We start from the raw sequence: 20,620 nt of genomic DNA, 5'->3' as shown, positions 1-20,620 counted from the left end.
GTCGGAGATCAAAACACCGCGGGCGGGCATGCCCGCGGTGTCGTTTTACCGGTTACAGGATCAATCGATCAGGCCGGCTTCTTTGTAGTATTTCGCCGCGCCCGGGTGCAGGGGAGCACTCAACGCGTCAGATACCATTTCTTCTTTCTTCAGGTTGGCAAACGCAGGGTGTAGGCGCTTGAAGCTATCAAAGTTCTCGAATACAGCCTTGACCACTTCGTACACTACGTCCTCAGATACGTCGGTAGACGATACGAACGTTGCTGCCACACCAAACGTGGTCACGTCATCATCAGAACCACGATACATACCACCCGGGATCACCGCTTCACGGTAGTAAGGGTTGTCTGCAACCAGCTTCTTGGTGGCCTCGTTATTAACACTGACGATCACACTGTCACAAGACGTGGTCGCTTCCTTGATCGCACCGGAGGGGTGACCAACGGTGTAGAAGAACGCATCAATATTGCCATCACACAGGGCCTGGGACTGCTCTGCAGCCTTCAGTTCCGCCGGGAGCGAGAACTTGTCCATGGTCCAGCCCATTTCGTCCATCAACACTTCCGCTGTGGCTCGCTGGCCGGAACCAGGGTTACCGACAGACACCCGCTTGCCTGCGAGATCTTCAAACGTCTCGATGCCGGACCCTTTGCTGGCCACCACCGTGAACGGCTCCGGGTGCAGCGAGAATACAGCACGCAGCTTCTCGTTCTTTCCGTCTTCCTCGAACTGGCTGGTGCCGTTGTACGCGTGGTACTGCCAATCAGACTGAGCTACCGCCAGGTCCAGCTCACCCTGCCGAATTGCGTTCAGGTTATAGACCGAACCGCCGGTGCTCTCGACAGAGCAGCGAATACCATGCTCCTTACGATCCATGTTAACCAGGCGACAAATCGCACCACCAGCCGGATAGTAAACACCGGTTACGCCCCCGGTACCGATGGTGACAAATTTCTGCTCCTGCGCGGTAACCGCTGTAGAGGCGGTTCCGAGGCTGACCGCTGCTGCTACTGCAAGTGCGGAAAATTTCTGTTTCAGTGCCATGACTTTTCCCTTATCTGTTCATTATTGCTTTTTTGGGCCCGCGTAACGACACGGACACTCTCCACTTTCGCCTTAAAACATAGACCACTTTGCGATATAAATAAAGCAAGGGTTAGCTCGCTAACCACTTGAGCAAAAAAACAAAAAAGCCCGCAAAGCGGGCTTTTCTGATCAGGCGGTTGCGAATCTTATTTGTTCGCGCGGGCCTTGGCAACCATGCGATCCGGGCGCAGGAGGAAACGCGCCAGGGCCGGCAGCAGCCAGATAGAACCCACCATGTTCCAGATGAACATGAAGAACAGCAACAGCCCCATATCCGCCTGGAACTTGATCGGCGAGAAGATCCAGGTGACAACACCAATACCGAGCGTGACACCGGTGAAGATAACCGCCTTACCAGTGGACCTCAGGGTCTCGAAATAGGCTTCCTGGAGCGTCTTACCCTCCAGCAGGAATTTCTCGAGTTTGCTGTAGATATAAATGCCGTAGTCGACACCGATACCAACACCCAGCGCAATAACCGGCAACGTTGCCACCTTGATGCCAATGCCTGACACCGCCATGATCGCTTCGGCCAGGATCGAAGTGAGGCCCAGTGGGATCAGGATACACAAGACCGCACGGATCGAACGGAACGTCAGCAAGCACAGCGTCGCAACCACACCATAGACGAAGATCAGCATCATGTTCTTCGCGCTTGAGATGACATCATTCGTGGCAGCTTCGACGCCCGCATTACCGGCGGCCAGCATGAACGTGTATTCGTCGTTGTTATTGTTGCTGGCGAATTCCTCAACGCGTTCTGTGACCGTTTCCAGCGTTTCGGCCTTGTGATCCTCAAGGAAAACAAGCACCGGTGTCAGGTCACAATTGGTGTTGATCAGGCCTGCCGGCGCCTCCCGGATCGAAGCATTGATGATGGTCTGGTTGCGGGAAATTTCATACCACTTCCAGTTACCCTCGTTCAGTGCCTTGGTAACAATCTTGGACACATCGGCCAAAGACGCCGAGGACTGCACCCCAGGGGTGTTCTGAAGCTCCCATTGCAGGTTGTCCATGGCGCGGAGAACATTGTACTGGGTACACTGCTCTTCCTCGGTTTTCACCATCACTACCAACACGTCCGCACTCGTTGAGTAGTTGTTGATGAGGTAGGCATTATCCTTGTTGTAACGGGAATCGGCCCGCAACTCCGGTGCGCCCTGATCAAGGTCACCGACCTTCAGACCCTGCTTGTAATAAAGGCCTAGACCCAGGCCAATAACCGCGATCAACAGCGAGATCGGTGCCACACCAGGATGTGCGAAGTAAGACATGACGCGCCATTTGCGATCCTGCTTTTCACCATGATTTTGCACATGACGAACACCGCCCTTGGAAATGCCAAGGTACGACATGATCAGTACGTGCAGTACCAGGTTGGTCAGGATGACAAACGCCACACCAACACCGGCAGCGACAGCCAGATCCCGGATCACGTCAATTTCAATGAAGAACAGTGTCAGGAAGCCGAACGCGTCTGAGATCAGAGCCAGCATGCCCGGGATGTAGAGCGCCCGGAACGCAAGGCGGGCAGCGGTAACGGAATCAAACCCTTTCGCCGCTTCCACCGCCATGGCGTTCACGATCTGGACGCCGTGACTGATACCGATTGCAAACACAAGGAATGGAACCAGCACGGAATACGGATCGAGGCCATACCCCAACAGTCTCAACGTACCCAGTTGCAGGAACACAGCAATGATGGAGGTAAACACCGGAACCAGTGTTCCGGTAACGCAACGTGAATACCCGAACAGCAGCAGGGTTGTCAGAACAATGGTAATGCCCGCAAACCAGGCGATGGAGCCAATACCCTCGATGAGATCGCCTACTTTCTTGGCGAAACCAACGATGTGAATTTCGATACTCGGATTCTGCGCCTCGTATTTGTCCCGGATCTTTTCTTCCAGCTGACGCGAGAATTCACCATAGTCCAGCGGTTCACCGGTCTCCGGGTTGTTCTCATAAAGCGGCGCATACACGATGGTAGAGCGGAAGTTGTCGGAAATCAGGCGCCCTACTTCGTTCGAACGGAGTACGTTCTGGCGCAGCTGTTCAAGGCTGGCCCGGGAACCATCGTAACCATCCGGGATTACGGTGCCGCCCTGGAACCCTTGTTCAGTCACCTCAACCCAGCGAACGTTAGAGGTCCAGAGTGATTTCAATCCGGAACGGTCCACCCCGTTGAGATAGAACACTTCATCAGTGATCTGCTTCAGGGTTTCCATATACTCGGCGGTGAAGATATCGCCCTCTTCCACTTCCACGGCGATACGCACAAAGTTACCCAGGTTCTCCAGGTCGTCCCGGTGCTCAAGCATATTGACGATGTAGGGATGCTCCAGCGGGATCATCCGCTCGAAACTGGCATCCGGCTCAATCTTGACTGCGTTGTAGCCAAGAAACAGCGTCAGGAAGAAAAAGGCAATCAGGATAATGGCCCGATTGTTGAAGATCAGCCGCTCCAGGAACGGTTCTGCCTTCGGTGTAGTCAGGTAATGCTCGCCCTTGTCATGCTTCGGGTTCGACATTCAAAAGCCCCTCTAATTTTCTATCTGTTGGTGCCGCATCAGGGCGTTATTGAAGATTCTTGCCGCGGGCATCGGTGTGCTTCACGCCACCCTCGCCCACAATCAGTAGATTGGTTCCCGATACGGGGACAACATCCATCACACCTTCCCGGTCATCCCGGAAGTAGGGACGGAAGGTATCGCCACCGTTGGTGCTCATTAGCACTGCGCCACCATTGCCAACCAACGTGATACGGCCGTCTTCAGACACCGTGCCATCATTGAGGGTTGCATCCGACTCACTGGGTACCACTTTCCAGCTTCTGCCCAGGTCGGACGAAAAGAAGATGTTCCCACGCAAACCGAATGCGAGTATCTCATTCACATTGCCGGTTCCGATTGCTCCGAACAGGGAGCCTTCATAGGGGCTCTCACGTTTCTCCCAGCTATCACCGCCGTCGACGGACACGAAAATCTGGCCCGCTTCACCAACGATCACCAAGCCACCGCCAGTGATGCGGCCGATACTGTTCAGGTGAAAACTGCTGGGATTCTCAAGCTTTGGTGCCCAGTCTTTCCAGGTCTCTCCGCCGTCTGTCGTGCGCAGAAACATGCCATAGGCACCGACAACGAAACCGTGGTTCTCATTTTCAAACCAGACATCCAGAAACGGGTTCACCGGGCCGATCTCAAGGTCGGCCTGCAAATTTTCCAGCGAGAAATACAGGTCACCCAATGCCCAATCGAGGTCGTCTTTCTCGTCCTCCGGGGCTTCTTCCAGCTTCTGCTCCATTTCAACGATCTGCTCCTGGCGACTTTCGATAGCCAATTCAGCAGCTCGGATGCCGGTGAGCTGGAGGTCCCAGCTTTCGCCCGCATCGTCTGAATGGAGAACAACACCACTGTGCCCTATGGCCCAGCCATGCTGTTCGGTGCCAAAATCCACGCCGGTCAATGTGACGGAGACCGGAACTTCACCTTGCACCCAGGTTTCACCACCATCATCGGAAAAAATAATATGACCACGCACACCGGCTGCCACGATTCTTTCGCCCGCCGTGTCGACATCGTTTAACAGATGCTCTGGCGCAAGCGCAGTGGGCCGGGATGGGGTTTCGATGATATCTGCAAGCGCAAACACCGTGGGCGCGGACAATGCCATGGATAGTCCAAGACAGGCCGCTCCCAGAGTCTTGCACATCAACCTTGTAGCCATTCAGATTGCCTATATGTTGTGTTGAACCGTGTCACTCTGATTTCGCCGGTTGCACCGGCCAATACTATGAATATACCGGCGGCCTTCCGACCACCGGTATATCCGTCGCCATCCGTCTCTGGCGAAAACCGTGTCCCGACAACGAGTCAAGAGGTTAACGCACGCTCCTGCGACGCAGAGAGGCCGGCGAGAAATACCGTCGATTGGGCACGTCGTTGGTAAACTTCCGGGTGGAACCCTCTTCGGTATCCAGACCCAGCACGTGATAACGACGAGCCTGAAGGTCATGGTACACATCCAGCACTGTCCAGACGCCGGGCAATTCGTAATAGTTCTTCGCCAGGCCCATGGTCACGCGCCAAAGCTCACCACGGCCATCGTACTGGTCCAGCAGCAAGGTATTCCAGCTATCGGCATCCACATAGAAGCGACGTTTGCCGTAGATATGGCGCTCCCCTTCCTTCAGGGTTGCTTCCACAACATGCACCCGATGGAGCTCCCAACGGGTGAGGTCCGGATTCAGGTGGGAAATACCCAGGATTTCGGAATAAGGCGTGCCCTGCTCACCAATGCGGTAATTGTTGTAGGGAACGTAAATCTCGCGCATTCCCTCGTATTCCCAATTGTAGCGGTCCAGAGCGCCGTTAAAGATATCGGTGTCATCGGCTGTTCGCAGATTGTCTGCGGCTGCAATCGGAGAGTCATAGCCCAGATTCGGCGCACGCCGAACGCGGCGCTGACCAGCATTGTAGCCCCACCCATTACGCGGGTTGATAACCTGGTTCAGGGTTTCGTGAATCAGGATGGCACCACCGGCGAGGCGAGGTGGCGACTGGGTGAACGACAGATAATAGAAAATGACGTTATCCAGTTCTTCTTCACTACCCTCAGGGTTGTAGTAGTTGAAGAAGGCTTCCTGCTGAGAGGTCACCAAGGAATAGTCACCGTCCGGCTGCACCGCCACTTCGCTCGAGCGGCGTGTTACGGAAACGCCACGCCAGCGAGTCAGGTGATTCCAGATCACCTGCCAGGCTTTTTGCTCATTATTACCGTGCAGAATGGGGAAAGGATAACCGGCAAAGGCGCCATCGATGCCCTCGCCTTTACCCACTACTTCAGCCTCTACGGCGTTTTCCCTGGTATTTTGAGCAACCCAATCCGGCACCGCATGTGTGCGGCGGCTCTTGTAGATCGGAATACGGAAGGTCGTCGGATAGGTATCGAGCATGGCGCGGAGGCCGTCGGTCAGGTACTCGTCGTACTGATCCATGTTGGACGCGCTGATGGTGAATAACACCTCATCGTCCGGGAAAGGGTTGATATGGTGCTGACCACTACCTTCATATCCAGTAGGAGCGTCGGTGAGGCCACCCGTCCAGGCGGGAATGGTACCGGCATCGTTACCGGCTTTCACGGAGCCAAACGGGGTAAGATCCTGGCCCAGTCGAGCAGCTTCACTACTGGAAACGGCGGAACTGGCTGGCATGGCAAAAACCGAAAGAGCAAACAGACTGCCCAAAATCACATTGTTCTTGTATGTCATTTTTTAACCTTAAACCTGTCTGAAAGCCCTGTGGAAGGCTTTTCTTATTGTGTTGTCATGGAATATCGGCTCCTGACAGAGTAGCCGATTGGCCAATATTGTCTATCGACCGAAAGTGCGATTTTGTATCCGCCTGTGACAGGCCCCGCGTTGCGGCAGGCGGATACCCAAGCGATCTCGTTTCCTTACTGGCCGGCAAGGCTCTTGTGAACCACCTCATAAACATCCCGCGACAATCCGGACTTGTCACGAATGGTCTCCAGCGCCGATTTCATCTGCTCGCCGTGGACCGGCGCGAATTTACGCCAGCGGGTGAGCGGGGACACCAGCCTGGCCGCAATCTGTGGGTTACTGTCATCCAGTTTGCGCACCTGCTCCGCCAGGAACTGATAACCGGTTCCATCCTCTGCGTGGAAGGCAGGGAGATTCTGGCCTGCAAACACCCCGATCACAGAGCGGATCTTGTTGGGGTTCTTCCAGTCGAACGCCGGGTGCTCCATCAGTTCACGGATTTTGCGCAGGCCTCCGGTGTGGCTGCTGCCCGACTGCACCGCGAACCACTGTTCAACCACCTGCGGATCGTCCTTCCACTGCTGGTAGAAGTCTGCAAGCGCCTGCGTCTGCTCTTTTTCGTAACCGGAATTCACCAGGGCACGAAGGGCCCCCATGCGATCCGTCATATTATCGGAACCTTCAAACTGACTTGTCGCCAGCGCCCGGCCCTCTTCATCATCTATATGCAGAAGCCAAGCCAGGGCCGTATTCCTCAGGCTTCGACGCGCCACGGCCTCCGGCGTCACCTCGTAGCGACCGCTCAGGGTGTTGCGATGGTAGCAGGCCAGAAGTTCGTCCCTCAGAGCTCTGGCGAGATGCTCGAGCACGCGTTCACGGGCCCTGTGGATGGTTGGAACATTGGGCTGATCAGCCAGTTCGATCAGATAGGCTTCGGATGGCAGCTGCAACATTTTGGCAACCAGCGCCTGATCCAGGGACGAATCCGCCAGTAGGCTGCGATACGCCTCAACCAGTCCGGCATCCACATCCCCACCTATGGACGACACCAGGGAGTTGATGACGTCCACCGCCAGGCGTTGTCCCGCATCCCAGCGATTGAAACCGTCTGAGTCATGGCTCATCAGGAAGGTGAGCTGTTCCCGTGTCCACGGATAAAAGACCCGCACCGGTGCCGAGAAACCCCGCAGCAATGAAGGGACTGGCCGCTCTGACAAACCATGGAATTCGAAGGTATGACTGGCGTCGGTCAATTCCAGGACCCGATCCATTGGCGCCTCGGCATCATCCGCAGCCAGCCTCAGTGGCAACGACTCACCATCGGCACCCAGCAGGCCGATGGCAAACGGGATGTGCTGCGGTTTCTTACCGGTCTGGCCCGGCGTATCCGGAATCGACTGGTCGATGGTCAGGCGATAGATGCCAGCTTCGTCATCAAACTCATCCCGAACCGTCAGCTCCGGCGTGCCAGACTGCTCATACCAGAGACGGAACTGCGACAGGTCGCGACCACTGGCATCCTCCATAGCGCGGACAAAGTCGTCTGTTGTCACCGCCTGACCGTCATGCCGTTCGAAGTACAGATCACTGCCCTTGCGGAACAGGTCGGGCCCCAGCAGCGTATGGATCATGCCCACCACTTCCGAACCTTTCTCGTAGATGGTCAGCGTGTAGAAGTTCGTGATCTCCATGTAGGATTCCGGGCGAACCGGGTGCGCCATCGGTCCCGCATCCTCGGCGAACTGAGCGGTGCGAAGCATGGTCGCATCCTCAATCCGCTTGACGGTGGGTGACCCCACATCGGCAGAAAAACAGGAATCCCGAAACACCGTAAAGCCTTCTTTCAGGCTAAGCTGGAACCAGTCACGGCAGGTCACGCGGTTACCGGACCAATTGTGAAAATACTCGTGGGCCACGATGGACTCGATACGCTGGAACGCCATATCCGTCGCGGTTTCCTGGCTGGCCAGTACGCACGAGGAGTTGAAGATGTTCAGGCCTTTGTTCTCCATGGCTCCCATGTTGAAGTCGTCCACCGCGACAATCATGAAAATATCCAGATCGTACTCGCGGCCATACACCTCCTCGTCCCAGCGCATGGCGCGTTTCAGGGAGTCCATAGCATGGTCGCACTTCTCGGCGTTGCGGGGCTCAACGTACATGCGCAGATCGATGTCACGAGCGGACATGGTCTTAAAGCTGTCCCGTTTTTCCACCAGGTCACCAGCCACCAGAGCAAACAGGTAGCAGGGCTTCGGAAAGGGATCTTCCCAGGTGACAAAATGCCTGCCGTCGTCCAGATCGCCAGTTTCAACATCGTTGCCGTTGGACAGCAGGATGGGATAGCGGGTTTTATCCGCCTCAACGCGGGTGCGGAAACGGGCCATCACATCGGGCCGGTCAGGAAAGTACGTAATGCAGCGGAAGCCTTCGGCCTCGCATTGGGTGCAAAACATGCCGGACGATTTATAGAGACCTTCCAGACGCGTGTTGTTCTGGGGTTCGATCCAGGTCACGATCCCCAGATTAAACTGATCCGGCACCTCATGAAGGACGAGTTTGTCGTCACGGTCTTCGTAGGCACTGCCTTCCAATGGGTTGCTATCCAGACTCACTGACTCAAGTGTCGTCAGGCTGTCGCCATCCAGCTCAAGGCTCTTTTCCGAGTAGTCGCTGTCAGGGTTCCGGCGCATGGCCAGAGTACAGTGAACCCTGGCTCCATCTTCAAACAGTTCGAAACGCAGATCCACATGGTCCACCAGAAAGGCGGGCACACGGTAATCCTTAAGGAAAATGGTCTGTGGCTGGCTGGTACGCATTCACTTTCTCCAGAATTCGTTAGGCCGGGCTCAATGGTTTGGAAAGACCCGGAAGCGGACTTCATAACCGGTGTATTTACGGATATTGATGACGCCGGTGTCCAGGATCAGGTACTGCCCTTTAATCCCCTGGAGCACTCCCTCCGCCATGGGCGCTTTGTCCAGATTATGGGTTTTTACCTTTTCGGGCCACACCTGGACCGGATAACTCAGTGCCAGGCTCTCTTCATCGACGGCCCGGATACTTTGCTCGCCGTGGGCTGCACGCAGCTCCGACAGATCGTCGGCAATCTGTTCCAGCATGCGGCGACGCTCCTCAACCAGATCCAGCTCCGGCACGTCGCCTTTAAGCATCGCCCGCCAGTTGGTTCGGTCCGCGACGTATTTCTTGCACGCGACTTCCACAAACCCCGCCAACTGGCGGGTTGCCACCCGGACCATCGGGATGGCATCGACAGCGCCTTGGTCGATCCAGCGAGTGGGCACCTGGGACCCCCTGGTAATACCCACCTTGAGGCCGGACGAGTTGGCCAGATAGACCACATGCTCGATCATACAGTGAGTCTCTCCCCACTCCGGTTCACGGCAGGTGCCCTCATGGTAATGGCATTTTTCCGGGCTCATGATGCAGCTGTCGCAGGCGGCCAGCTTGCGAAAACAGGGATAGCAGTAACCCTGGCTGAAACTTTTGTTGGTCTTACGGTCGCAGTTGATGCAGCGTATTACGCCGTCAAAATCAAACTGCAATGGGCGCCCCACCATCTCATTCAGGGGTATGCGGGTATCGCCTACCCGTATGGTATAGCTGACCGGATGACCAGCCTCCGCAGGCATCTTGCGCAAGCGACCGGTCACATCAACCAATGCGGTCAAGACTTCACCTCAACGTACTGATCTGAGCCGGCCCCACCGTTTGCTGATTTCCCTGCCGTGCGCGAAACACTGGGATCACACGCAGTTCCCGCCTTTTCACCACGGTCGAGATAACCGACTCGCTCTTTCATAGGTGTGTTGTGGTGGTCTTCGTAATAAATAACGGCCTCCATGCAGATCGACCGCTGCTCATCACTCAGTTTACGACCATCCGGCCACTTGCCCAGCTCAAGGGCGCGCTTGAGGCTCTGATAAACAGCGGGGTCCAGCCGTTTAATCAGCTCTTCGTAGGTCATTTCGTTCTCCAATCATTCGCTAGCAAAAAAATGTGAGGCAACCCGTTGACAACAATAAACGATAATGATTATCATTAACTCACCAAATGACGAAGGTCGTGTTCATTTGGTCTCTCTCATCAGGAGCTATACGCTCTTTTCATGCCCCGCGATTTCGCGGGGCTTTTTTTGGTACCGGCAAAATGGCTGCCAGGGCAAGCCCGGCCACAAAGCCTCCCAGGTGGGCTTCATTTGCCATCTGCCCCAACCCCACCATTTCGGTAAATGGCGTAAAGCCAATCACCATCCAGGCCACCGCAAACGTCACCAGCGCAGGCGGAAACTGGAAACGGGGCACACGCCGCTGGCTGAGCCAGCAATAACCCAGAATGCCGTACACAACGCCAGACAGACCGCCAAACAGAGGCCCACTCACGATGTACTGCAATCCGTTGGACAGCAGGCTGGTCACCACAAACAGGGCAAGCAACCGCGCACGGCCATCGAACCACTCAACCTGGCTGCCCAGGAACCACAACATGACGGAATTAAAGATGATATGGGTCCAGCTGAAATGCAGGAAATCCGGCGTGATCAGACGCCAGACCTGCCCCCCAGACAAGGTAGAAGACAGCGCCTGGATTCGGTCCGCCATGGTACCAACATCATAGAAACGCGGATCAACGAACATCAACAGGGTTGATAGCTGGTTCTGTCCCATGGCCGTCACCCAAGCCATCAATACGGCCAGGGCAATCATACCAAGCACCAGGGGTGCGTGGCGTGGCGACGGCTGCCAGCGCCCCCCGACGAACACCGGCGATTGCGCTGTCGTATTGACAGCGTCCTGTACCTCGGGTTCCTTCAGGAAGCGTTCAAGAGCCTGTAATACCGGCTCCGTATGCTCAGGGTTTTCGAGCCACAGCACCTGTGCGCCACCTTCCTCGGCAATCCGGTGCTCCACCCCCTGCTCTTTTAGCCAACGACTGAAACCTGCCAAGTTTATGTCGGTATCAATCTGCTTCACACGATACACAAGTTACCTCGCCACACTGTCTTCGCTGGTGGGGTAGTCCGGCTGTTCCGGCCGCTCCACATCCACCCACACGAACTTGTCACGGGACAGAGTACGTTCGCCATCCAGGCGATAGGCCACCAACTTGCCGTATTTGACCGCACTAAAGTCGATACAGGCCACATTGTGTTTCAGTGGCGCCGGCTCGCCTTCCATCCAATAATGGCCCACAAACACCGGCGGCTCTGAAGCGGGGTAGCTGATCAGTTGGTTACGCTCAGCTTCCGTCAACTCACGGCGGGCGACGTCCTCCGGCAAGGGGTCTGGCTGGAACACCACGTCGGCATATGTTTTCGGGTTATCAGCCCAGAACTTGGTGCGAAAAAACTCCCTGACATAGCCGTCCTTGCCGGTAATTTTCACGCCCGGCGGCAATCGCAGATCGGTACCGCGCAGCAGGGTATCCATGACCTGGCCGGCAAAGGACTCGATCGCTGCAGACGCATGGAGGAACTCGTCATCGATACAGGCGCCGCCCTGATTTTCCTTGAATTTGGTAATCAGGTCGCTGTCCCAGCACGCGTGCACTGCCCGGAAGTCGGGCTCATCGATAAACAGGGGAATGGTGTAGAACCACTCCAGAAATTCGTTCCATTCGTGGGGGTAATGCTCGAACTGCTCGAGAGTCTCGCGGATCAACCGGTCGTGACGGGCATTGTGCTCCCGCAGGAACGTCTTGCCACTACCGGGGCGGGCACGGGTGCAGTAGCCCAAGGCGTTGTACTCGTGATTTCCCATCACAATGCGAGCTGAACCGTGCTCGACCATATCCCTGACCAGATGAAGCGACTCACGGATCCGAGGCCCTCGGTCAATGATGTCACCAATGAATATGGCCTGGCGCCGGGGGTGTTCATAGACGCCGTTAACCTTGCGGTAGCCCATCTGGTCCAGTAGCCGCACCAGGGTATGAGCGCATCCGTGAATATCGCCGATAATATCGTAGCCGCGGCTCGCGGATCTTTCCTGTCCTGCCATGTTGTTAGCTCGCTGCAATCTCACTGGCCCAGCCCAGCTTGTCCCGGCATGTGGCGTAAAAATTGTGATCCGCGGGGTGAATCAGGCGAATCTTGAAGGGTTTCTTGGTGATTCGGATGATGTCGCCGGGGGCACAGGCAATGTTCATCTGACCGTCGAAACTGATCTGCGGATAGGTTTCGTTGGTTTCACCTATCACCAGCTTGATCTCGCTCTTGCCATCCACCACGATCGGGCGACTGCTCAATGTGTGCGGGAACATGGGCACCAGCACGACAGCATCGAGCTTCGGATGCATAATCGGCCCGCCCGCCGATAACGAGTAGGCAGTCGACCCGGTTGGCGTGGCCACGATAAGCCCGTCCGAGCGCTGGCTGTATACGAAATGTCCGTCGATATAGAGGTCGAACCCGATCATCCGGGTCGATTTTCCTGGGTGCAGTACCACATCATTCAGTGCGGTCCCAAAGCCCAGGGGCTGACCATTGCGCTCTACGTGCCCATCCAGCAGGAAGCGTGTCTCTTCGATGTATTTTCCCTGCAGAACTTTGCCCAGTCGCTCCTCCAGGTCAGACGGAGAAATATCGGTCAGGAAACCAAGACGGCCACGGTTCACACCCAGCAGTGGAATCTTGGATTTCGCCAACTCCCGGGCTGCGCCCAGTAGACTGCCATCACCACCAACCACAATAACCAGGTCACAAATTTCCCCCAGCAGCTTCTTGCTGGCCACCTGAAGACCATGGCCAGGCAGCATACTGGCGGTGTCTTCCTCAATAATCACGTGATAGTTGTTGCTCACCAGATACTGTTTGAGCTGACGCAGCGATTCGACCACCTTTACGCTGCCCATGCGGCCAATCACGCCAATGTTTCTGAATTGATCCATGTAGCTTCCTGTGGGTGTCTGTGTTGGGCCGGGGCGGAGCTGATTCGTCACCCGGGAGCATCTCAGCAACCATAGTAACGAAATACGGACCGATTCTGAAAAAAGATCCCTCAGGAAACCGCTAGAGTTGGGTCAGTTGGAGCCCTTCGGCCGATGCTGTTCGCAGCGATCATCCACATCCGCCCGGAACTCTGCCGGCTGACTGACGCGCATGACGGGTTCACCGCAGGCTTTACCGCTGGAAAGCTTATGGTGGCAGACCGGGTGTTCATAGTGGTCAAGCCATTGCCGGTAGGCAGGCTCATTGAGCCCGCAACGTTCAGCAGCGTAAGCCACAGGATTGCGGAAATAGTCCTCAATATCGTCGTAAGGCAGGGTAATATGGCCCACCCCGGCGTGATAGGCCACCAGGAAGACTGAATGGTTTTGCAGGTGATCCATGACTGAATTTTCGGTTGGCGGCTGGTGTCGCAAGTCGTAATTTTCCTGCTCCAGCACCACGATCTTTTCGTCCCTCAGTTCCAGTTCGCGCTGACGGCGCTCCAGTTGCTCCCGCAGCAGCACCACCTCGGCGCCCGCCGTGGCACCCTCGCGTTCAGTACGGGCCTCACCACTGGCGATCTGCTCCTGCATCATCAGGTACTGTTCATTGCGCTCGGCAAGGCGCTTTTTTAGCTGCTCATTGCTGAGTTTCTGGCGCTCATACTTCTGCTGGAGTTCCGCTGTTTCATTACGCAGGGCCTGCATCTCATGACGGTTTTCACGCTGTAGATCAGACAGCGCATCGCGATGGACGCTTTGCAGGGTCTTGATGCGAAGCCGCTGCTCCCGGATTACGCGGGCGAGCCGCACGCGGTCTGCGGAAACCTCAGGCTCCTCCTGAGAACGGGACTCGGCACCCAATACAGGGATATCTTCTTCCGGCGTCGGCTCCACCTTGCGGTACTTCAGTTTGTTCGCATCCACGGCGCGCCGAATTGCCTGGAAATGGTTACTTCCCGGGGTCATATCCGGATCCCAGAAATCCTCGGCACTGGCTGATTTCGGGCATTGACTGCGACAAACCAATCGAATCGGACCCGCGCCCATATCCGGTCCCTTGGCGCCTTTTCGGGCCAGTTTCTCTACGGGCAGATTCCAATGACTGTCCGCCCTGCCCTCCTCATCAAAGTAAATTCGGAAAAAAACCAGCGAACGTACCAGGAGGTCGCTGCCAAGCAATACATAAACGGCCTTTACATCAGTATCCGCCAGATCGGACAGGCCGACGTAGCCATCAAGGAAGGCCCCGAATTCAGACGCACGCATCTGGCGCGACACGTCGTTGCCGTCCATGAAAAACACCGCCGAATAACCATCGCTTGCCTGGTCGGCAGACCCCATTGCTGACTCCCCACTCTCCGAAAACCCGACCGCTACACGACAAACACCCCAAAAGTGTTCCGTTTTTCTGTCAGACACCAGAAACCGGCCCTGCACAGTGCGCGGGGTCGGCTTCAAACTGACAGACTTCCGAGTAATAGTCTAGCGGGTCAAGACCCTGAAGATAGAGTAAAACTGCAACGTTTTGTGATCCGGGTTCAGGTGTCCGGCTTTCGTGGTCAGAGCTCTGCCGCCAGGCGGCTGCCCTGATTGATCGCGCGCTTGGCATCCAATTCCGCGGCCACGTCCGCGCCACCGATCAAGTGCACCTGAATGCCGGCGGCCTCAAGGCCATCCTGCAACTCCCGCAACGGTTCCTGACCGGCGCAGACAACAATGGTATCCACCGGTAACACCCTGTCTTCACCCTGCTCGGCGCCTTTAGGGGTGACGGTAATATGCAACCCATCATCATCAATCTTGCGGTAGCTCACTCCCGGAACCATCTGCACCTGACGATTTTTCAGCGAGGTCCGGTGAATCCAACCTGTAGTCTTGCCCAGGTTTTTACCGACTTTCGACGCTTTGCGTTGCAACAGGTATACCTCACGCGCCGGTTCCGGCACCTCCGGCTCCATGCCCTGAATGCCACCACGATGATCAACACTCAAGTCCACCCCCCACTCACGCATGAAGTGCTCTGGATCCAGCGCAGCCGAACTGCCCTTGTGGACAATGAATTCCGAGACGTCGAAGCCGATACCACCGGCACCAATCACCGCCACTTTCTGACCTACGGGCTTGCGGCCCAACAACGCATCCAGGTAACCAATGACACTGGGATGATCCACACCCTCAATCTCCGGTGTCCGCGGGCTGACGCCGCTGGCCAGAACCACATGGTCGTATTCACCAGCCTTGAGGGCGTCGACATCCACACGGGTATTCAGGCGTACGTCCACCCCGTGCTTGTCCAGCATGACCCGGAAATAACGCAGGGTTTCGTAGAACTCCTCCTTGCCCGGTATCCGCTTGGCTACATTGAACTGACCACCCACTTCACTACCGGCGTCAAACAGCGTTACGTTATGACCACGCTCCGCCGCTACCGTCGCAAACGCCAGGCCTGCGGGGCCGGCCCCAACCACCGCGATCGTTTTGGGCTCGGCGGTTTTGACGTAGGTCAGCTCAGTTTCGTGACAGGCACGGGGGTTGACCAGACAGGAGGTCAGCTTGCCACTAAAGGTGTGATCCAGGCAGGCCTGGTTGCAACCAATGCACGTATTGATTTCGTCCGCGCGGTCTTCGGCGGCCTTCAGAACCAGGTCCGCATCCGCCAGGAACGGACGGGCCATGGACACCATATCGGCATCGCCTTCGGCGAGGATCTTCTCGGCTACATCCGGCATGTTGATGCGGTTGGTGGTCACCAGGGGAATGCTGACCTCGTCCTTCAGGCGGGCCGTTACCTTGGTAAACGCGCCTCGAGGCACAGAGGTAGCAATCGTCGGTACACGGGCTTCATGCCAGCCGATACCGGTATTGATGATCGTGGCGCCGGCTTTTTCGATCTTTTTCGCCAGTTGTACAACTTCGTCCCAGGTACTGCCATCTTCGATAAGGTCCAGCATCGACAGCCGGTAGATCAGGATAAAGTCGCTGCCCACGCGCTCACGAACCCGGCGAACAATCTCGATCGGCAGGCGAGTGCGGTTTTCGTAGCTGCCACCCCACTGGTCGGTACGATGGTTTGTATGGGCCACGATGAACTGGTTGATGAAGTAACCTTCCGAACCCATGATCTCCACACCGTCGTATCCGGCTTCTCGCGCCAGCGCCGCGCAATTGACGTAATCCTCAATCTGCTTTTCGATACCCGCTTCGTCCAGTTCTCTCGGCTTCAGCGGGTTGATGGGCGCCTGAATGGCGGATGGTGCCACCAGCTCCGGATGATAAGCGTAGCGACCGGCATGGAGAATCTGCATACAGATCTTGCCATCAGCCTCGTGCACCGCCCGGGTGATTACCCGGTGTTTGTCTGCTTCTTCCGGGGTATTCATCTTGGCCGCGTGCTGGAACACGGCGCCTTCCACATTGGGGGAAATACCACCGGTCACAATCAGGCCCGCACCACCACGGGCACGCTCGGCATAGAAAGCGGCAAGCCGATCAAAACCATTCTTCGCCTCCTCCAGGCCGGTGTGCATGGACCCCATCAGTGTGCGGTTGCGCAGACGTGTGAACCCGAGATCCAATGGCTCCAGCAAATTGGGGTAACGTTTAACGCCCGGTGTTGATTCGGTCATGATCTCTCTCCTCTTATTGGATCGGCGATGCCGTGATATGGGCTCTAAATTAGCCATCCGACTCTTTCCAGACAATATCCCGAAACAACAATTTGATATCCTGTAACGACTTGTCGGACAATGCTGATATTATGAAACCCAACACCCGACACAAGAACCCCCTTGGCGATATCAGCGTGCTGTACGTTGCCGTCATGGCCCGCGCACTTCGGGCCGAAGGCCGAAACCCCACAGACCTACTGGGCCGGTTCGGACTGGACGAACAGGCCCTGGGAGCGCCGGCGGCACGGATCAGCATCCCCCGATTCATGAGAATGGGCCAGGCAGCCATAGCCCTCACCGGCAACCCCGCGCTCGGCCTGACGATGGGCCAGCTGTCTCGCCCCGTGGACGCTGGTATCGCAGGGCTTGCCGCCCAATCCGCCGCCACCGCTGGCGAAGCCATCAGTACCCTGGTTCACTATTCCCTACTCACCAGCCGCAACAGCAGGGGTGCTCCCTGGACAGCCAACCAGGGTCGTGAAGCGCACTTTTACTCCATTAAACCCTACAACGTGTTTAATTTTTTCGTGGTGGATTCAGTCCTTGCTGCCTGGGCGCAATTCCTGAGGCTCATTACTGGCCACGACAGGGTCGTTGAACGGGTCAGCATCGAGTACCCGTCCCAAGGTTACGACGAGGTGTTTGAACAGTGGTTCGGGTGCCCGGTGAGATTCGGTGCCGAATGCAACAGTCTTAGGCTGGCCCCGGGAATAGCGGAAGCCGCTTCGCTACAGGCGCAGGCCGCCATGTTCGAGTCACTGTCAGGACAGTGCGCGTCAGAGCTGTCACGTATTCGTGCCGGGTGGAGCACGGCCGACCGAGTGAAAGACCAGCTCCCGCCTCTGCTACAAGGTGGCACTCCTACCCTCATGGCAGCCGCCCATAAGCTTGGCGTCGCACCCTGGACACTTCAAAGACAACTGGCGGAGGAGAACACCGGTTTCCGGAAACTGGTGGACGACACCCGCAGGGAGCTGGCTGTCGAGTACATACGGGAAACACGGGTGTCGCTATCAGAAATTGCGTGGCTACTAGGCTTCGCCAATCCGGCCGCATTTCACAAGGCGTGGCGTCGCTGGTTCAACACCAGCCCGGGGGAACATCGAAAGCAGTACCTGGCGGAACAGGCTGCCAAGGGTATTCTCTGAAATACCTGAAGGCATCACTACAACTCAGTAGCGTCGTCCAGAGTATCGTCGTCATCATAATCTTCGAACTGACAATCCATCAGTTCTTCTTCGTAATCGGACATCATTCGTCTCCCATGTTTCAAACAGGAAAACGATAACATGAGGAATGTTACACAGAGATGAAGCAGGAATGACAATGAAAAGAGGTAATCAGCGAAAGGAAAATGGCGGAGCGGACGGGACTCGAACCCGCGACCCCCGGCGTGACAGGCCGGTATTCTAACCAGCTGAACTACCGCTCCGCGTGAGCCGCCACCTCGGGCGCAATCAAGGGTGTGATTGCTCGGTGACAACGAGGGCGCATTATAAAGAGGCCGCCCTGCATGTCAACGTTTTTCATGAAAAAAGTTCGGTTATCGGGACGCTCTTACATGGCGTCAACCATGGCATCCTTTCCCTGTGCGGTCTTTCGGTATTCGATAGGCGTCATGCTCGACCAACGCTTAAACGCCCGGTAGAAAGTACTGGGTTCCGAGAAGCCGGTGAGATACACGATTTCGTCAATCGACTCATCGGTGGTCGCCAGCAACTGCCGCGCCAGGCGATAACGAAAATCCGCCAGTATCTGGTTGAAGCTCGTTTCTGCTTCGGTCAGGCGGGTACGTAGGGTTCGGGGCTTAATACCAAGACGCTCGGCCACGGCATCCAGGGTGACCTCCCCACTATCCAGCAGTTCCGCGACAATCCGCTCTACCTGTCCAACGATGTCTTTCTTCTCAAGGCGAGCTACCTGCTCGCTGGCAAATCGCTCGTGGAGGTCCAACAACTCTGGTTCGGCATGAGGCGAAGCGTGGGACAACAGGGTGGCGGGGAAATACAGCCGGTTTTCGCTGGCGCCAAACACGACATCGCAACCGAGCACGTCGATCACATGGTCCCGGCCCTGCTCGCGCTGATGCTCAAATTCGATGCGCGAGGGGTAAAAGCGGTCATCGGTGATCGATTTGAAAAAGGTTATCAGGCCCTGCACGAAGCATTCATTGAAATGCCGTAGACGGCTGACTTCGCTGGAAGCGGCATCCAGCACCATGCAAGCCTCATCACCCTCGATGAAGAAGTCGGTATTGGCAGCATCACTCAGCAGGCGCTGATAGTTTTGAGCCCGCCGAAGGCCCTCGCCAAACGTGGGGCTGCTCAGAAACAGGTATTCCAGAACCTGCCCTTTGTAGGCCGGCAACAACTGACCAAGGTGGAGGCCAGCGTCGGGATCGCCCGATACATCCTCAACTACCTGCCAGAAATACAACTGGGCACTGTGAGGTGTTCTTAGCTGCTCGGTGTAGACATAGCCTTCATCCACTCCCAGTCGGGCAAAAATGGCATCGGTATCAATCCCTTTGCGTTTCATGGCCTGATAAATCAGGCGCAACATCACACCCGCATCGCGAAGTTCCTGCATAAAATCCCGCTTTATAGTTGTTTATTAATCGGCTTGGCCGGCCGGACAACCTTGCTGGCAAGCCAGGTCAATGCTCATACTGACCGGGTTTGCCAGACTCTGAGACCTTAGTCTTACATTAGAGCATATCAGGCCAGAGACGCACAGGTGTACCAGGAGAGATAACAATATGACAGATACTTCAATCTACCACAGCCAACCACCCGGCCTATGGTCGCTTTATAGCAAGGCCCTACTCCCCAAAAACACACCGTCCGGCGACGACCTCCATATACCCGGACTGTCTGCCCGGTTGATCGGCGTCAGTACGGCCAACCATAACCTGAAACGCTACAGGAGGGTATGTGGCTTCGATACACAGGCTACCGTGCCCATCACCTGGCCCCACATCCTTGCGTTCCCGCTACACCTGAAACTGCTGACGGAAAAGGCCTTCCCGTTGCCTCTGCTGGGGCTCGTCCACCTTCGCAACAACATCACGCAGCACCGTGCTATCGGCACCGGTGAAACACTGGACATCACCGCACGGCTGGACGGCCAGAACAACACGTCGAAGGGCCTGGAATTCGATCTGGTCACGGAAGCCTGGTCCGCAGGGCGGCTGGTGTGGGAAGAGACAAGCACCAACCTGTTTCGGCAACCGGATAAGAGCAAAAAAACCTCGGGAGGAAAGCCGCCTGAATTGCCCCACTACCCTGAGACCACCGACATCAGTGCCGCGGAATCCATTGGTCGGCAATACGCTGGGGTGTCCGGCGACAGAAACCCGATACACCTTCATGCGCTGACCGCAAAGGCCTTCGGTTTCCCCCGGGCGATTGCCCACGGCATGTGGAGCAAGGCCCGAGTGCTGGCATTACTGGAACAGCAAAGCGGCTGGCGCCCGAACGCGATATCCGTCTCCTGCCAGTTCAAGAAGCCGCTGCTCCTTCCCGGAACCGCACAACTCAACTGGCAGGCGGGGCAAGACGGCTGGGACTATCAGCTACTGAACGCGTCCGGAAACGCCCCCCACCTGAGCGGCGAGATACATTGGGACAGTTAA

Annotated in this window: 15 protein-coding genes and 1 tRNA gene; 2 read left to right on the top strand and 14 right to left on the bottom strand. The window is 56.4% G+C overall.

Annotation, left to right across the window (positions count from 1 at the left end; genetic code table 11):
• Positions 1 to 60: 60 nt before the first annotated feature.
• The 12 genes from AC0B60_RS02055 to AC0B60_RS02000 form a co-directional block, all read right to left on the bottom strand.
• Positions 61 to 1,044, bottom strand: a complete 984-nt coding sequence (locus AC0B60_RS02055; protein ID WP_465083584.1) for a TAXI family TRAP transporter solute-binding subunit — start codon at positions 1,042 to 1,044, stop codon at positions 61 to 63.
• 188 nt (positions 1,045 to 1,232) lie between these two features.
• On the bottom strand, positions 1,233 to 3,617 hold the full coding sequence (locus AC0B60_RS02050; protein ID WP_465083583.1) for an efflux RND transporter permease subunit: 2,385 nt from the start codon (positions 3,615 to 3,617) through the stop codon (positions 1,233 to 1,235).
• A 46-nt stretch (positions 3,618 to 3,663) separates the two neighbouring features.
• Positions 3,664 to 4,812 carry a YCF48-related protein gene (locus tag AC0B60_RS02045; RefSeq protein WP_465083581.1) on the bottom strand — a complete coding sequence of 383 codons (1,149 nt, stop codon included), beginning with the start codon at positions 4,810 to 4,812 and terminating at the stop codon, positions 3,664 to 3,666.
• 154 nt (positions 4,813 to 4,966) lie between these two features.
• Entirely contained in the window at positions 4,967 to 6,355 is a 1,389-nt protein-coding gene (locus tag AC0B60_RS02040) for a DUF1329 domain-containing protein (protein ID WP_465083579.1), read from the bottom strand.
• 185 nt (positions 6,356 to 6,540) lie between these two features.
• Positions 6,541 to 9,186, bottom strand: a complete 2,646-nt coding sequence (gene pepN / locus AC0B60_RS02035) for an aminopeptidase N (protein ID WP_465083577.1) — start codon at positions 9,184 to 9,186, stop codon at positions 6,541 to 6,543.
• A 30-nt stretch (positions 9,187 to 9,216) separates the two neighbouring features.
• Entirely contained in the window at positions 9,217 to 10,020 is an 804-nt protein-coding gene (locus AC0B60_RS02030; RefSeq protein WP_465083932.1) for a DUF2797 domain-containing protein, read from the bottom strand.
• 35 nt (positions 10,021 to 10,055) lie between these two features.
• Positions 10,056 to 10,355, bottom strand: a complete 300-nt coding sequence (locus AC0B60_RS02025; RefSeq protein ID WP_465083575.1) for a YeaC family protein — start codon at positions 10,353 to 10,355, stop codon at positions 10,056 to 10,058.
• A gap of 139 nt (positions 10,356 to 10,494) precedes the next feature.
• Positions 10,495 to 11,370, bottom strand: a complete 876-nt coding sequence (locus tag AC0B60_RS02020) for a rhomboid family intramembrane serine protease (protein ID WP_465083573.1) — start codon at positions 11,368 to 11,370, stop codon at positions 10,495 to 10,497.
• Positions 11,371 to 11,373: 3 nt separating this feature from the next.
• Positions 11,374 to 12,387, bottom strand: a complete 1,014-nt coding sequence (locus tag AC0B60_RS02015; RefSeq protein WP_465083571.1) for a metallophosphoesterase — start codon at positions 12,385 to 12,387, stop codon at positions 11,374 to 11,376.
• Between the two features lie 4 nt (positions 12,388 to 12,391).
• Positions 12,392 to 13,276 (bottom strand): NAD(+) kinase, encoded by an 885-nt coding sequence (locus AC0B60_RS02010; protein WP_007151855.1) that lies wholly within the window; start codon positions 13,274 to 13,276, stop codon positions 12,392 to 12,394.
• A gap of 132 nt (positions 13,277 to 13,408) precedes the next feature.
• A complete protein-coding gene (locus tag AC0B60_RS02005; protein WP_465083569.1) occupies positions 13,409 to 14,659 on the bottom strand; it encodes a DNA repair protein in 1,251 nt (416 codons plus the stop codon).
• 218 nt (positions 14,660 to 14,877) lie between these two features.
• A complete protein-coding gene (locus AC0B60_RS02000) occupies positions 14,878 to 16,944 on the bottom strand; it encodes an oxidoreductase (protein WP_465083567.1) in 2,067 nt (688 codons plus the stop codon).
• A gap of 131 nt (positions 16,945 to 17,075) precedes the next feature.
• Here AC0B60_RS02000 and AC0B60_RS01995 point away from each other — a divergent pair, with 131 nt between their 5' ends.
• Positions 17,076 to 18,134: an AraC family transcriptional regulator gene (locus AC0B60_RS01995; RefSeq protein WP_465083566.1), complete on the top strand. Its 1,059-nt coding sequence runs from the start codon at positions 17,076 to 17,078 to the stop codon at positions 18,132 to 18,134.
• Between the two features lie 207 nt (positions 18,135 to 18,341).
• On the opposite strand, the gene AC0B60_RS01990 is transcribed toward AC0B60_RS01995, so the two are convergent.
• Positions 18,342 to 18,418: transfer RNA gene (locus AC0B60_RS01990), tRNA-Asp, on the bottom strand.
• A 125-nt stretch (positions 18,419 to 18,543) separates the two neighbouring features.
• Positions 18,544 to 19,575: an AraC family transcriptional regulator gene (locus AC0B60_RS01985; RefSeq protein ID WP_465083565.1), complete on the bottom strand. Its 1,032-nt coding sequence runs from the start codon at positions 19,573 to 19,575 to the stop codon at positions 18,544 to 18,546.
• A 169-nt stretch (positions 19,576 to 19,744) separates the two neighbouring features.
• On the opposite strand from AC0B60_RS01985, the gene AC0B60_RS01980 reads away from it, so the two are divergent.
• Positions 19,745 to 20,620, top strand: coding sequence for a MaoC family dehydratase (locus AC0B60_RS01980; protein WP_465083564.1), 876 nt, complete (start codon positions 19,745 to 19,747; stop codon positions 20,618 to 20,620).

This window comes from Marinobacter sp. V34, assembly GCF_055524115.1.
This window is presented reverse-complemented; position numbering and strand designations above follow the sequence as displayed.